The following is a 14,526-nucleotide window of genomic DNA, read 5'->3' as shown; positions in this document are numbered from 1 at the left end:
CTGATGAGGACGTATGAATTGTAAGACAAAAAGTGTACTTGCTATCACATGTCTTGTCGGATTCAGTGTGGCATCGTCCTTTGGAAATTCTATCCATGTTCAGGATCTTGTGGATCATCCTGAGCGGTTTACACAGGATCAAACCATTGAAATTCAATGCTATTTTTCAAGGGAAAGTACCGCCTGGCTTCATTTGATCAGCCATCCATCGAAATACACCGGTTTTTTTGTGTTTGAAAAAAAAGACAGCTTGATCTTGGATGAAAAGGTTTTGTTTCCATACGTTTTTGTGCCCAAGTCGCTGAATCATAAAATGCGGCGTTTTCGTTCTGGAGATTTCGTTTTAATTAAGGGAAAATGTTTTAAACATCAAGCGGTTGGGAAAGAAGCGGTCGGGATTGTCGCCGATCATATCTTGATCTTGGATGAAAATGGAGTGCCCGAGGCCATCGAATTGGAAGAGCCAGAGGCGTGGCCGGGCCGGTTTAATCCGCCTAAGAAGGCAAGATCGATGGAGCCTTCGGGCTCAGCTTTGGCGGTCGATTCTAATCTAGAGGAAACTTACACGATTCAAATCGGTGCCAATACCCTGTCGGGTCTTCATTGGGGACAAAAGTACAGCTTGAATGAAGTGGAGTTTATTGTGACGAAGGATGACAAATAAAAGCAAAAAGGGGGGTGAGATGAAAAAGATTCTGCTGTTTGCTTTAGCGGGATTGTTTGTCTTTTGTTTTTCTGTCCAGGAAAGTTGGGCTGTTTCACAATGGTCACGGAAGTATGGAGTCAGCTGCAATACCTGCCACACGGCATTTCCAAGACTCAATTACTTCGGTGATCAATTTGCACAGAATGGTTTTCAGATGCCCGGAACGGAAGATGGGGATGAGGTGGCCAAACATATCATTGGAGATCGTTTGAATCTCAATGAGTTGACGGATGTCTTCGGCATTAGAATCGCTGTAAGTCCTGTCGAGGTGAAAACCAACAGTCGCACGGAGGGCTCCAGCAAGGAGACGCTGTTTGATATTGGAAATCCGAATTGGCTTCAACTTTTTACGGCGGGAACCATCTTTAAGAATGCCTCTATTTTTATTGAAACTGAGATACTAGAGGATGAGATCGAATTCAATTGGTTTGAGCTGGGATACCATAATATTGCGGGCTCTTCGCTCCTGAATGTTAAGGCTGGAAAAATTTCCATGATGGAGTTTCATGCCTTGACAGGAAGACTGAGGGGAATTCCCAATATCAACCATCAAGTGCTTTCAGGTGTTAAAAGCTCGAATGGGGCAGGCGATGATTCAATTTCTGTGGCCCAGCCTGTTCCGGCCGTGGAATGGTATGGCTGGAGCGGTCCTTTTGTAGGAGCCTTGGGTGTGTCCAATGGTGCAAAGCTGCGTGATACGAATGATGAAAAGAACTTTTTTGGGACTTTAAAATACTTTGTGGCCCAGGAAGGTGATTTTGCAGGATCCTCCGTTTCTTTGTGGGGATTGATCGGAGCTGACACCAAGGATCTTTTGGATGAGCTTACGGATGCCTACACAGGGGAAGCCCAGAACGATTTCTGGCGTGGATCTGGCGCCTTTAACATTCGTTATCTGGAAAAATGGGATTTGCAATTTGCATATCTCTTTGGCCATGACGATGATTTTAATCTCACCAAGATAGGTGATCAGGAGACGGATTTTCAGGGTATTGCGACCATTTTGGGATATATGCCAACCCCCCAATGGTATCTTGCCTTGCAATTCGATTGGGTGGATTCGGATGATGTGACGAGTCTTCAATATACGAAACTCAGTCCATCAATCTGGTATTTCCCCAGGGATAATATGCGCATCGGCTTAACAGGTCGGTTTGATCTCGAGTCTGAGTCAAACAAGAAGCATGAAGCGCTTGTGCACGTCAGGTCCATGTTCTAAAAAATAATACAAGGGGGGTGCTCTGGTTCATATCAGGGCATCCCTGCTTTTTTTTAACGTAGGGAGGCAAAAAATGGGAATTCTATGGGCGTTTTGGTTCTTGCTCATGATGTTTTTTGTCACCTGTGTAAACGCGGGCGCTATCCCTGGCCAGGAAATTTATGACAAAAAGTGTAAATCTTGCCATGGGAAAACAGGGGAAGGAAATCCTGTGATGGGAAAGGCTTTAAAAATTGATCCAGCACTTCTGCCCTTGAAGGATCTTAAGAAAACGGATGAAGAACTGACTGTTATTATTCGGGATGGAAAAAATAAAATGCCGGCATTTAAGGGAAAAGTCCCCGATGATGAGATCAGTCATATCGTTCAATACATACGAAGTTTTTCGAAGAAGTAGGACTGCAACATTGATAAAGGGATCGGAAAGAAAGACGTTCAAAAAATGAAGCCGCATCGTTTTTCGATCTATTTTTACAATGTTATCACTTACGTTGGTGTGGCCCTCGCCTTTTTTATATTTTGTATTGAGACCCTTTTATACCTTGCGGATCTCTTCGTCAGTCATAAAACCCTTTATTTGGGATTATTGACTTATCTCGTTCTTCCCCCCTTTTTATTCTTAGGGCTCATTCTGATTCCCATGGGGGCGTTATGGAAAAGACGCCGGATATTAAGAGGAAAAGACAGTCGAGAACCCCACCCCTTTCATCTAGACTTTTCGCGTAAGACGCATCGAAATGCGGTTCTTGTATTTATTATTTGCACTTCGATTTTTGTGATCGCTTCAATGATCGGTGTTTACAAATCATATCACTATACGGATTCCGTAGAATTTTGCGGGAAGCTTTGCCATTCGGTGATGAATCCGGAATATACGACCTACCAGCGTTCTCCTCATGCGCGTGTCAAATGTGTGGAATGCCATATTGGGTCGGGGGCCGAGTGGTATGTCAAATCAAAATTTACAGGAGGTTATCAGGTTTATTCTCTTTTTACCGAAAAGTACCCGAAACCGATACCCACCCCTGTTAAGAATTTGAGACCTGCACGGGAGACTTGCGAGCAATGTCACTGGCCTCAACATTTCTTTTCTCCAAAGGAAAAGGTTTTTCACCATTTCCTGGGTGATGAATCAAACACGTATTGGCCTATTAAGATGCTCATGAAGGTAGATAGTGGGCCCGGAGCCCCCGGAGACATAGATCAAACGGGCGTTCACTGGCATACGAATACCGACAATGATATTGAATATATTGCCCGCGACGAAAAGCGCCAAGAGATTGCTTGGCTAAAATTGACTCATCAATCTACAGGTGAGGTGAAGGAATATCGTTCAGAATCAAATCCGTTGATATTCGAGAAAATGAAAGATGTCGAGATCCGAAAATTTGATTGCATCGATTGTCATAATCGGCCCAGTCACCGATTCTCGACTCCCGTTTCCGCTGTAAACGAGGCTTTGGTGACCTCACGACTTCATAAAGAAATGCCCTATATTAAACGGGAGGCCGTGAAGGTTTTGAGTGAAGATTATGAATCCACCGATGCGGCCTTGACCAGCATTCATGATAAAATTTCTAACTTTTATCAAACGGAATATCCAGACATTTGGAATAAAGAGAATGACAGGGTAGAGGCTTCTATATCAGAAATTCAAAATATTTTTCGCAATACCCAATTTCCTGAAATGAAGGTCCGTTGGGATTCGCATCCGGATAACATCGGTCACATGGAGCATCAAAGCTGTTTTCGCTGTCATGGCAATGAAGACCTAAAAACAAAAGAAGGAAAGACCATCGATAAAAATTGTTCGTCTTGCCATCAGATCTTATCTCAAGGGCCAGGCTCTGAAAATAAACCCATGGGTAAGGCGAAAAAATTCAAACATCCTGTGGATTTGGGTATAGAACCTGAGGAGATGGATTGTGTCACATGCCATTCGGATCTGGGAAGTTTGTATGAGGGATGAGGGCAAGAAAGGATCATTTGACAACATCAAAGGGGATGGTTCTGGAGATTTTGGCCAGGACATGCCTCTTTTGGAATACTTGAAGGGTGGTACTGATTAAATAATGACCGGATGAACCTTTTGGGATTGTAAAGGCGTAACGGTCTCTTCTTGTCCCTTCCATCTGAGGTCGCATTTCTTGATCTTGCAATACAATATTTCCCTGGGCATCAAAAATCTCAATTTTAAGGCGCGTTTTGGATTTTTTTGGGAAACCTTTACGGGTGTATTTCATTTGAAGGGTGATTTCGTTTCCAGATTTAATTGTCTTTTCGCTTAAATCATTCCAGGCATCATCATAGAAAATCAGGTAATGCAGTTCTAAGTTGGATCCTTCTCTCGCATTCAGGTGACGAGGATCTTCAGATGCAAAAAAAAGTGCTGCCAAAATAAGCTTTAATCCTTTTTTCAATTACGCCTCAATGAAATAGACTCTCTTCATTTTGAAAAAGACTGTTTTGTAACAAGGTGATGGTACCATTCGACACGGGCCGTCTAAAGGAAAATAAAAAAGGAAAATAGAACTGGATATAAAAATGAAAGGGAAGTAGACTTTCGTGTATTGGGAGTGTTATGGATACCCATTCTAAAATGAAGAAATTCATGATAGGTTTTCTTGGGGGAATAGTGATTCTCTATTCCCTGGTAGGGTATGTGGATTTTCATTGTCCAGAGCCAGGGAGGAAACAGGTTAGGGCAATTGTTCCTGCCTTATGCTCGGTTGGACATCCTCATTGCGATCCGTCACATTCTCCCATTGAAAAGGCCATTGTTTTAAAAAATAATACGGCTCTTGAAAAGTATAAAAGAATATTTCCCTCATTTAAAGAAGCGGTACATCTTTTTGAGTACTTAAGAAATAATTGGAAAAGTAACGAGCGGTCTCCTCCAAAAATTTTTTCCAGCTATTTTCATTTGTTTATTCTTCATTCTTCTCTCCTGATTTGAAATTCAGGCAGCGTCCTTTCTTTGCCTGGATTCTTCTATTCTTGTAAGTCTTTTATTTCTCATTTTTCGAATTTATTAGAGTGGTTTCATAAGGAGTTATAAGTGTTTCTACCCCACGTGGCCTTCTCTTGTTATGAAACATTCATGCCGACTGAGGTCGACACAAAGGGGGATGAAAATCGCTCTTGTAGTCGCCCCATTTATGGGGCCGTTGCATGGACTGCCCGATAAATCGGGCGACTACAAGCTATCATGAGTCATTGTATAAGAATGACTAAAGACTATTTTCAGGTGAAAGCGCTTCAAATAACCACACAGGAGAGAATATATGTTTTTAATTCGAAATTCTTTAAGAAATCCTTATGGCGTGATTGTGATGGGAATCGCCATTTTTGTTTTGGGCCTGACCGTGATGGGCCGCATTCCGACGGATCTTTTGCCACAGTTTAAGACACCTGCGGTTCAGATTGTGACATTTTATCCTGGAATGCCGGCTGAAACCATTGAGCGGGATATCTCTACTCGATTGCAGCGTTGGACAGGACAGTCGGTTGGAATTGAACATCAAGAAGCCAAGTCCATGTTGGGGGTGAGCATTGTAAAAGATTTTTTTCGGGAGGGGATTGATCCCAATTTGGCGATGACCCAGGTGACGTCGTATGCCATGAGCGATCTTTATTATCTTCCGCCGGGAACCATTCCTCCAATGGTGATGCCCTTCGATCCAACGGCCTCGATTCCCCTTTGTTTGATGAGTGTGAAAAGCGATATTTATAATGAGACTCAACTTTATGACATTGCGTATTTTCAGCTTCGCAATCGCCTGCAGTCTATTCCTGGAGTGATTGCCCCTGCGGTCTATGGCGGAAAATTGCGCCGCATCTTAGCCTATGTGGATCGAGAAAAACTTCAGGCGAGGGGATTGTCGCCCATGGATGTGGTCAATGCCATTCACGAATTTAATGTGTTCATTCCTACGGGGAGTGCTCGGATGGGGCCCATCGAATATCAGATTGAATCGAATGCGATGGTGCCTCAAGCCTCGGGCCTGAATGAATTTCCGATCAAGTTAGACGGTCGAGCCCCTGTCCTCCTGAAAGACATTGGCCGTGCCCAGGACAGTGCAGAACTCCAGTCTAATATTGTTCGCGTGGATGGGAAAAGACAACTGTATGTTCCGATTTACCGCCAGCCCGGCGCCAATACGCTGAAGGTGGTAGATGGGGTGCGTAAGGCGATTCCTGAATTGAATGCAAGATTGCCCAAGGGAGTCGATCTCGAAGTTGTTTTCGATCAATCCACTTTTGTTCGCCAATCGATTCGAAATCTGGTCCATGAAGGCCTCATAGGCACAATGCTTGCCGCAATAATGATTTTACTTTTTTTGAGAAGTTTTCGTTCGACCTGGATTATTCTTCTTTCTTTGCCGCTCTCCATTCTAGCGGCATTAATCGGTCTTTATTTTACAGGGAATTCTGTGGATGCTATGACACTTGGAGGATTGGCCATTTCCATCGGTCTTCTCATCGATCAGTCCATTGTGGTGCTCGAAAATACAGAGCGGCATTTGAAAATGGGGAAGGAGCCTTCGATTGCGGCCCAGGATGCGGCCCTGGAAGTTGCGAAGCCCGTTTTGATTATTGTGATGACGGTTTGCATTGTTTTTTTTCCTGTGATTTTTTTGACGGGGATTGGTAAATATTTGTTTACCCCTTTGGCTTTAGCGGTGATGCTGGCCATGGCCGCTTCCTATGTGATGGCGATGACCCTTGTCCCCGCCTGTGCGGCGAGATTTTTCAAAAAATTGTTGCATGCTCAAGAAGAGCGAGGTATTGCAGGCAGGCTTGCTCATGCGTTTGAAAAACTTCAAGCCATTTACATGCGGTCTCTTGAGGGAGTCCTGTCTTCTTTTCGGCTAAAGGCACTGGCCCTTGTTGCGGTGGCCTTTTTTGCATCGCTCGTTTTAATTTTTTTCGTGGGTACAGAATTATTTCCTCAAGTGGATTCAGGACAGTTGACCCTTCGGGTCAGGGCTAATTCCGGGACTCAGGTCAATGAAATGGAGCGAATTCTTGCTCAGGTCGAGGAGACGGTGCGAGAAGAGATCGGCCCAAAAAATCTGCGTAAACTCATTACCAATATTGGGGTTTTAAATGACTGGCCCGCAGCCTATACGCCCAATTCTGGGCCGCAGGATGCCTTTATGCTGGTTCAACTTTCTGATCATCGGCCCATGAGCGACCGAGTCTACATGAAGAAATTGCGCCAAGTCCTAACGGATCACTATCCCGGAATTGAATTTACCTTCGAACCTAATAGCATGCTTCGCTCTGCGCTTAATTTTGGGATGTCGGCCCCGATTAATATTCAAGTTCAGGGAAATGATTTGCATGTTTCTTACGGGATCGCAGAGGAACTCAAAAAACGCATTAAAAAAATTCGAGGGACCGTGGATGTTCGGATTCAGGAGCGGCTGGACTATCCTCAATTTAAAATTGAGATTGATCGGCGTAAGACGGCTGAACTGGGACTTTCTCCAGACGATGTGGTGAAAAATGTCGTGACGGCATTTAATTCATCGATTAGTTTTTCAAAATCCTTCTGGATTGATGAGAAAAACGGAAACCATTATTGGATAGGCGCCCAATATCCTGAAAAGGATTTCAAGGATTTGGAAACGCTTCTCAATGTTCCGATTACAGGACCCCATCAACGAGAGCCTGTTCTCTTGCGCAATCTCGTCCATCTAAAGCGCTCCTCTGCTTCTTCAGAGGTGACGCATTATAACATCAATCGCGTGATTGATGTTTATGCCGATGTAGAAGGGCGGGATTTGGGCAGTGTTTCCAAAGAGGTAGAAACCGTGATGGGCGCAATTGAAAAAGAGGGAAGGCTTCCTTCAGGCTATCGTTTGATTAGCCGAGGAGAGGTTAAAAGCATGAAGGATTCATTTGGAGATTTAGGCTTTGGATTGATTCTTGCCATTTTGCTTGTGTATCTCGTCATGGTGGTTCAATTCCGCTCGATGAAAGATCCTTTGCTTGTGATGTCTGCTGTTCCCTTGGGGATCATGGGCGTCTTGTGGATGTTGTTTTTAACGGGGATACATATCAACATTCAATCTCTGATGGGGATGATCATGGCCATCGGAATTGAAGTTTCCTCTTCGGTTTTAAGAGTTGATTTTGCGAATCGTCTTTTAGTGGATGGAGCCACGGTCCATGACGCCATTCTTCAAGCCTCAAAACTTCGCTTGAGGCCGATTCTCATGACTTCACTGGCGACGATGTTGGGGCTTGTCCCTATGGCCATTGCGGGGGGAGCCAATATTCCCCTGGCTCGAGCCGTGATTGGCGGTGTCTTTTCATCGACCGTTTTATCTGCGTATATTCTACCGATTTTATATTCCATGTTCAAAAAGAGAGAGGCAAATCATGCGTAAAATCATTGTTATTTTGGCTGTTCTTTTTGTTTTGATCGTCGGTGTCGGCTTGATCAAGGTTTTGATTTCAAAAGATAAAAATCATGTTTCCTCGGAGTTGGAAAAACGACCTCATGTTGAGGTGCAAATTCCCCTCAAGAAAGACATGAGTCGTATTTTGGTTCTTCCTGGAGATGTGGTGGCGGATCAAGAGGTCATCATTTATGGCCATGTCAGTGGCTATCTCGACCGTTTGGAGGTCGATCGCGGCTCTTGGGTGAAGGAGGGACAGGTCTTGGCTCAAATTCAAATTCCTGAATTGATGAAGGAGTTTGAAGCCCAGAAAGCCGCGCTCGGCCTGGCTCCCCTCGAAATCAAAAAGGCCAAGGCGGACTGGACTTGGAAAAGAGCGCAGTATGAAAGGGCTGCAGAGTTGATTAAAAAAAGTCCGAATCTCATTTCTCAGAATCAAGTCGATGAGCTGAAAGGAAAGTACGAGATGGCTCGAGCGGAATTGAAAGTGACGAAGGGACGTTATCCTGTGTTAAAGGCAACGATGGAGAAGACTCAAGAGCTTGTCAATTTTTCTACGATTAAGGCCCCCTTTGATGGAGTTCTGATGGACCGTTGGGTGGATAAGGGAGACTTTGTTCAATCGGGCTCGACAAAGATGCTTCATCTGATGAAAGTGGATCTTTTAAGGGTTCGGATCGATATTGCCCAAGTGGATGTTCCTTTTGTGAAAATAGGGAGCAAGGTGTAAACCCAGAATTTGCAATAGGCCGCGGAATTCGACGCAAGATCTTGGCCATCTTGACCTTCAGAAATACTCGACAGGCAAATTTTTGCATGCCTCCGTTTTCTTCAGGCCAATCTGGCTCAAGCTCTTGCGTCTCGGTTCACGCGTCTATTGCAAAATCTGGGTTAAGAATGACCCTCCAAAAATCAGACCTGGGATGTATGCGAGGGTGACGCTTGAACTTGAAAAACATGCTCAGGTTTTGACCCTTCCTGCGGCCGCCCTCTTGGTAGAGGGAGATAAGATGTTCACCTTTGTTGTGAAAGAGGGAATAGCGAAAAAAATTCCCATCAAAACTGGTTTTGATAATGGGATTGAGATTGAAGTTTCAGAAGGCCTGGGCGATCAGGATGAAGTTGTTATTTCCGGAAGGAATTTGATTTCTAATGGCGATTTAGTGCGGGTTACAAAAAGGGGGCAAAAATGAAAAATATCAAAAATCAAAATGCAAAAATCAAAATGAAGGAGGATTTATTTATAAAAAAACTGGCCAAGCTTATTTTCTTTGCATCATTTCTGATGGGTTGTACGGCAACGTCACTTGTTCCTGAAACGAATGATCAAGTGTCGGGAAAAAGCGGTGATGCCGATACACAATCAGATTTTGAGCCAGCAAACGGCCAAACGCGATATCCCATTGACCTGGATACTTGCCTGCGTCTTGCGACGAATCGTCCCTTGGATATTGCGGCCTCAAGGGCGGCCCTGGACGAAGCTCAGGCTCAGGCGATTTTGGCCTCGGAGCGTTTTTTACCTGTTTTAAGTCCTGGATTTCGCTTTTGGCGTTTGGAGGGGCTCACTCAGGGAACAGAGGGAAATTTTGTTAACGTTGAAAAACAAAATAGTTTCGCAGGAGCTGCGCTGAACTTGAAATGGCCCCTTGGAGACGCCATCTTTTCAGCCCTTTCTGCGAAAAAGAAATATGAGGCTGCGCAATTTTTCCTTGAAGGAACTTCACGAGAGGTTTTGTTAAAGACGGCAAAGGCCTATTTTGATCTTGTCAAAGAGGATCAAATGGCTCAGACGCTTAAACTTTCAGTCGAGATTTCAGAAAAACTATTAAGAGAGACCGAGGCTCTTGTAACAAACGGCCGAGGTTTTCAAGGAGATCTCCTGAGGGTAAAGGCCCAGTGGGGTCACAATCAACTGGAGTGGTTGAAGGCTCAGAATGCCCTGAAGCAGACTTCCAATCAATTAATCTTGCTTCTCAATTTAGATCCACGGGTGGAACTTTATTCGGCTCAAGAAAAAATGATTCCTGTTCAAATGGTGTCTGAAAAAGATTTAGAGAAACTTTTAAAGCTGGCGCATCAATCGCGGCCAGAAGTTGAAGAGGCCAAAGAAAAACTTCAGGCAACCCTGTATGAAAAAAAGGGAGCGACCTGGGGGCCTCTGATTCCGGAGATTAATTTGGAAACGAGTTGGGGTGGTTTTGGTTCCGTTCCGAGTCATTGGGAGGATCAAGAAATTGATCAAGCCATGATTCAATGGAAAATCGGTCCGGGTGGATTATTAGATATGGGGAGAAGCAAACTTCTCTCGGCCCAAGCTCGAGCAGCCGAAATAAAACTGGATCAAGTATTGAAAAAAATAGGGCATGAAGTGAAGTCTTTCTATGATCAATCTCAATCGTTAGAAGAACAGATGAAAATCGCTGAGCAAGGCGTCAAAGACGCCCAGGAGTCTCTCGCCTTAAATGAAGAAAGACAAGTGGCAGGACTCGGACTTCCGTTAGAAGTGATTCAAGCCGAAGAAAGCCTAACCCGGGCCCGATTAGACTATTTGAATGTCATTACAGAATACAACAAGGCCCAATTTGAATTACTAATGAGTACGGGCAATTTACCTGGAGAAAATTCGAAATAAAAGTCAACCTGATCTAAATCATGTTTTTATCCTAAAGGGTCTGTCACCCCCAAAATGGGATTGTGTGAGTTTGTAAAACTTTAAGCTCAAGGGGAGGGGGGTGTGTATGCATCATTCAAATCCAAAAGATTTTGCTTCGTATTGTCCCTTGAAGTAGGTAGCAAGAGGGGATTATAGAAAAAAGTAGGAGCGGAAAAACAGTATTAAGCAGCTTGGCGGTAACTGACAAAACCAAGGGTTAGCCCATCTTGTTTTGCCTGAGAGAGCATTATTTCTACTTGACGAGCAATCGGGCATTTCAATAAAGCTATCTCCGCACTGTTCGCAAACAAGAGCTGGGACATCCTTGATGACGATCATTTTCTCGTTATCCTCGTAAGGAAGAGTTGTTTTCCCTTCCACCATTTTTCCCTTGCACAATGGGCAGCTCATCGGCCCCTCCTTTTCACGAAACCACTTTCCCATAATTTTACATTGGGTTCATAAACCGTTAGTTGGTAGGCTGGTGGGATAACCCTCCAGCCTACCAACTATCTAGCTGTCAGGGGGCTCTCATCTCGAATCTGGAAAAAAATTTGAGAACAGGATCAAGTAGAAAGAAGAGATTTTCGACAGGCGAGGATTTTTTAGATGAAAGCAAAAGGCTTGAGAATTCTGTTGGCATTGACAACCTCGATTTGCTGTTTGGGGCCAGTTGTGTTGATTTTGGGCTGCCTTGGAAATGTATCAAGAGCTGCTAACCGAGGGTGTAGGGAATAATTTAAAGTGACCCAGAAATAATAATGGGGTGGCCCAGGGCGGGCAGAAAGAGGTGTTGGACTGACTTTTGAAAGTCAGAGCTGTGAGGGAGTGATACGGTGTTGATGCAAGAAGATTCTACTTTCGTATTTTAGCCAATCGATAGGACCTCCCTTCCCAAGTAAAGAACTTACCGTTGTAGCTCAAACGATCCAGGATGGCCGAGGCCGCAGGCCCTGAGAAGATGGATCCCCAGTTCTTCGGAGCCAGGTTGGTGGTGACGATGGTGGGAAGAGACTCCGAACGTTTTGAAATAATTTGGAAGATAAGGTCGGTATCTTCTTTGGGGTGGAAGACATAACCTAATTCATCAAGACATAGGACTTTGATGATTTTCGCGTAATAATCGATTTTATTAGAGGGATGAACGGCCTTTTTGACTTTGGAGACCAAATCAAAGGTCGTGATAAAATAAGTGGAATATCCTTTCAAGATTGCGTCATAACAAAGGGCCTTGGCAATATGGGACTTTCCAATTCCGGCATCACCGACCAGAACAAGATTGGCACCTTGAGTGATCCAATCTGAGGAACGAAACTCGAAGATGTCTTGTTTTGGGGCTTTGGGGTTGAACAACCAATCAAATTGATCAAAAGTTTTGATTTTGAATCGTAGATTTCGATATGATCCACAAAAGTTCTCAAAGAAAGAGCATGTCCGCACAAATAATCCGGGACGGAATACCGGTTGGCATCAAAGATCAAGAACCCTGTTTTGGTTGTTTGTTTAGGGGGATGAATCACGAGATTGGGCCAAGGGATTTGGGGCAGAGGCTTCAAATTTTCCTTACTTTTAAGCGCTTCAGGCATTTGATTTGTGGAGCGGTGGACGGTTTGGTTTTTCTTAAACACCCATTCATGAAGAGCAAGGTTCAGGGCTTGAAGCGTATTCAAATCGTTGGCGGTATTGAAGAAGGTATCCCGTAAAGATCGAATGACGCGTTCGACCCTGCCCTTTTCATTGCCAGCAGCAACGTTACACAAGCGAATCTCAAAGCCATAATGGCGAGCGAAATCCAGGAAGTTGGGATTAAGTTTAAGTGGATCTCTCTTCAAGACGACGGATTTTAAGTTATCGTAACGAAAGGCCCTGGGATATCCCTCAAAGGATTGGAACGCCATGAGGTGTCCTTCAATAAAAAATTCAAAGGAATGCCGTTGGAATAGATGTGCGAAGAGATACCTGGAATAAGACAAAATCAAAGCAAAGCCGGAGAGTTTCCCAAGTTTGGGGTGATTTACAAAGAACCAATCCACTTGGGCTTCTTCCCCGGGTAGAAATTCTAAAGGCCAATAGAGCTTGGACTTATTCTTTCTAAATCCTTGAGTATATTGCACCACTCGCATATAGCTCACGTTTATTCCCCTTTCTCTTAATCGTTCAAAAACCTGAATAGCTTTAAGCCTTGGATACTCGCTAAACCAATGCGCAATAAGACTCCGATACGGATCCAGCAGAGAATTTTTACTCCTTTTCTCTCCCAATATTCCGCAATAGATCTTCGAACATCTCTTTCGAGAAATGCCTGTTTGACTCTCGATCTGGCGGAACGAAAGGTTTTGAACCTCTTTGAGGTATTTGATCTTCTGAATGATTTCTTCCATGAGCAGGCTCCAATAAAGTTTTGACCCAAAAGTTGGGGATGCGGTATTCGATTAAATGACATTCAATAAGTTCCTTAAGCGCTTGGGAAAAACCTACAGAATCTAAGCGCAGGATCTCCATCATTGAGCGAGGAGAGTAAAAACTCCGACCTTCTCTGTTTCCCGCCACCACAAGGAATAGATATAGGGCCAAAGCTCGATGGCTCAATCGGGCTAGATACCCGCCATGCAAAAGCTTGTGATCCACGATCGAATAACTTCTTGCCTGCCTCATCATGATCCCAAGCGTACAAGATCCCTCATTAACCCGCCATCTCGTCTTGTATCTCGCTCATGCTCCCAGCCACCCACGTCCCGCATCCACATTGGCGTACAAGTCGGATCTCGTCTTGTATCTCACCTTGTATGAGTTTTACCGGTATCATTAAACGTATTGCCTTCACGTTCGTTACATCAGCTATCTTGTCTTGTATCTCACGTCTTTTAGCCCGCCACTGACTTTGATATTTCGGATGGGATTTTCTCCATGTGCGAAGTTCTTCGTACCGGCCAGAAAAATAACCAGGATTATTTCTAACTGTGCTTTGTTTAATTGACATCGTAAACGAGCCAAATTGTCATGGTCTTGAAAGAGGGGGTAAAACGAGGAGTTTGCCGAATTGCTAAAAGTTTTGGAGAAGGCAGATATGATGATAGGGCCGATTGAGCGTATGACATTGTGATATTTTTTGGGATCTAACGAGGAGACACAACCTGCGGGGGGTTGGAATGATGACTTAAAAAGCCAAGTCATCATTCCAACCGTAAGAGCAAAGAACAAAAAGAAAAGGAACAAAGAAAAAAGAGGACTGATTAGGCTAGATCCCGGGAGCTTCTCCAATGGGGTTGAATGAGGACGCGATTAACGATCTCCAGATCGACCTGTTTTTTTCGGTCACGGACGGCTTCGATGAGAGAAGAAAGGGAGAGATTACGAGCGAGGCGAAGGAAACCCTCGCTGGCCCTGGCGATAAGACAGAGGGCATCCTCACAGAAGGTATGATGACCGAGTTTAACGCAATCGAGCTCTCGCAAGATAAAATCAGAGATTTGATCGGGATTGAGTTTAGGAATGATGACAGAATAAGTGACACGGGACTTGATATCGTGATTGATGG

The 14,526-nt window shown here is 44.2% G+C and carries 13 protein-coding genes and 1 pseudogene; 9 read left to right on the top strand and 5 right to left on the bottom strand.

From position 1 onward, the window contains the following. Window positions 1-13: 13 nt before the first annotated feature. The 4 genes from HYS07_09025 (at window position 14) to HYS07_09010 (ending at window position 3,894) form a co-directional block, all read left to right on the top strand. Window positions 14-664, top strand: a complete 651-nt coding sequence (locus HYS07_09025; GenBank protein ID MBI1871319.1) for a hypothetical protein — start codon at window positions 14-16, stop codon at window positions 662-664. Window positions 665-683: 19 nt separating this feature from the next. Next, window positions 684-1,925 carry a cytochrome c gene (locus HYS07_09020; GenBank protein MBI1871318.1) on the top strand — a complete coding sequence of 414 codons (1,242 nt, stop codon included), beginning with the start codon at window positions 684-686 and terminating at the stop codon, window positions 1,923-1,925. Between the two features lie 73 nt (window positions 1,926-1,998). Then, entirely contained in the window at window positions 1,999-2,322 is a 324-nt protein-coding gene (locus tag HYS07_09015) for a cytochrome c (GenBank protein MBI1871317.1), read from the top strand. A 45-nt stretch (window positions 2,323-2,367) separates the two neighbouring features. Further along, window positions 2,368-3,894, top strand: a complete 1,527-nt coding sequence (locus HYS07_09010) for a NapC/NirT family cytochrome c (GenBank protein ID MBI1871316.1) — start codon at window positions 2,368-2,370, stop codon at window positions 3,892-3,894. A gap of 13 nt (window positions 3,895-3,907) precedes the next feature. Here HYS07_09010 and HYS07_09005 read toward each other — a convergent pair whose 3' ends face one another. Next, the gene (locus tag HYS07_09005; protein MBI1871315.1) at window positions 3,908-4,345 is read right to left on the bottom strand and encodes a hypothetical protein; all 438 of its coding nucleotides are present in this window, start codon (window positions 4,343-4,345) and stop codon (window positions 3,908-3,910) included. 161 nt (window positions 4,346-4,506) lie between these two features. Between HYS07_09005 and HYS07_09000 the strand changes: the two genes are divergently transcribed. From HYS07_09000 to HYS07_08980, 5 genes are all read left to right on the top strand, one after another. Beyond that, window positions 4,507-4,881: a hypothetical protein gene (locus tag HYS07_09000; GenBank protein MBI1871314.1), complete on the top strand. Its 375-nt coding sequence runs from the start codon at window positions 4,507-4,509 to the stop codon at window positions 4,879-4,881. A gap of 328 nt (window positions 4,882-5,209) precedes the next feature. After that, window positions 5,210-8,323, top strand: a complete 3,114-nt coding sequence (locus HYS07_08995; GenBank protein ID MBI1871313.1) for an efflux RND transporter permease subunit — start codon at window positions 5,210-5,212, stop codon at window positions 8,321-8,323. After that, on the top strand, window positions 8,316-9,065 hold the full coding sequence (locus tag HYS07_08990; protein ID MBI1871312.1) for an efflux RND transporter periplasmic adaptor subunit: 750 nt from the start codon (window positions 8,316-8,318) through the stop codon (window positions 9,063-9,065). The genes HYS07_08995 and HYS07_08990 overlap by 8 nt, the downstream gene beginning before the upstream one ends. Before the next feature lie 193 nt (window positions 9,066-9,258). Further along, entirely contained in the window at window positions 9,259-9,528 is a 270-nt protein-coding gene (locus HYS07_08985) for a hypothetical protein (protein ID MBI1871311.1), read from the top strand. Next, a complete protein-coding gene (locus tag HYS07_08980; protein ID MBI1871310.1) occupies window positions 9,525-10,967 on the top strand; it encodes a TolC family protein in 1,443 nt (480 codons plus the stop codon). Before HYS07_08985 ends, HYS07_08980 begins: the two co-directional genes overlap by 4 nt. 203 nt (window positions 10,968-11,170) lie before the next feature. Here the strand turns inward: HYS07_08980 and HYS07_08975 are convergent. The 4 genes and pseudogenes from HYS07_08975 to HYS07_08960 form a co-directional block, all read right to left on the bottom strand. Beyond that, window positions 11,171-11,399, bottom strand: a pseudogene (locus HYS07_08975) (type II toxin-antitoxin system MqsA family antitoxin). Between the two features lie 444 nt (window positions 11,400-11,843). Then, entirely contained in the window at window positions 11,844-12,197 is a 354-nt protein-coding gene (locus HYS07_08970; GenBank protein MBI1871309.1) for an ATP-binding protein, read from the bottom strand. Next, entirely contained in the window at window positions 12,194-13,369 is a 1,176-nt protein-coding gene (locus HYS07_08965; GenBank protein MBI1871308.1) for an IS21 family transposase, read from the bottom strand. The genes HYS07_08970 and HYS07_08965 overlap by 4 nt, the downstream gene beginning before the upstream one ends. 852 nt (window positions 13,370-14,221) lie before the next feature. Then, on the bottom strand, window positions 14,222-14,526 hold a 305-nt coding region (locus tag HYS07_08960; GenBank protein ID MBI1871307.1), incomplete at its 5' end, for a hypothetical protein.

The organism is Chlamydiota bacterium, from assembly GCA_016178055.1.
Classification (GTDB): domain Bacteria; phylum Auribacterota; class JACPWU01; order JACPWU01; family JACPWU01; genus JACOUC01.
The sequence above is the reverse complement of the archived record's forward strand: the minus strand, read 5'-3'. Positions and strand labels throughout refer to the sequence as shown.

Coding starts and splice junctions, on each gene's coding strand:
- HYS07_09025 (MBI1871319.1), top strand. CDS start 14: ATGAATTGTAAGACAAAAAGTGTACTTGCTATCACATGTCTTGTCGGA.
- HYS07_09020 (MBI1871318.1), top strand. CDS start 684: ATGAAAAAGATTCTGCTGTTTGCTTTAGCGGGATTGTTTGTCTTTTGT.
- HYS07_09015 (MBI1871317.1), top strand. CDS start 1,999: ATGGGAATTCTATGGGCGTTTTGGTTCTTGCTCATGATGTTTTTTGTC.
- HYS07_09010 (MBI1871316.1), top strand. CDS start 2,368: ATGAAGCCGCATCGTTTTTCGATCTATTTTTACAATGTTATCACTTAC.
- HYS07_09000 (MBI1871314.1), top strand. CDS start 4,507: ATGGATACCCATTCTAAAATGAAGAAATTCATGATAGGTTTTCTTGGG.
- HYS07_08995 (MBI1871313.1), top strand. CDS start 5,210: ATGTTTTTAATTCGAAATTCTTTAAGAAATCCTTATGGCGTGATTGTG.
- HYS07_08990 (MBI1871312.1), top strand. CDS start 8,316: ATGCGTAAAATCATTGTTATTTTGGCTGTTCTTTTTGTTTTGATCGTC.
- HYS07_08985 (MBI1871311.1), top strand. CDS start 9,259: ATGTATGCGAGGGTGACGCTTGAACTTGAAAAACATGCTCAGGTTTTG.
- HYS07_08980 (MBI1871310.1), top strand. CDS start 9,525: ATGAAAAATATCAAAAATCAAAATGCAAAAATCAAAATGAAGGAGGAT.
- HYS07_08965 (MBI1871308.1), bottom strand. CDS start 13,369: ATGGAAGAAATCATTCAGAAGATCAAATACCTCAAAGAGGTTCAAAAC.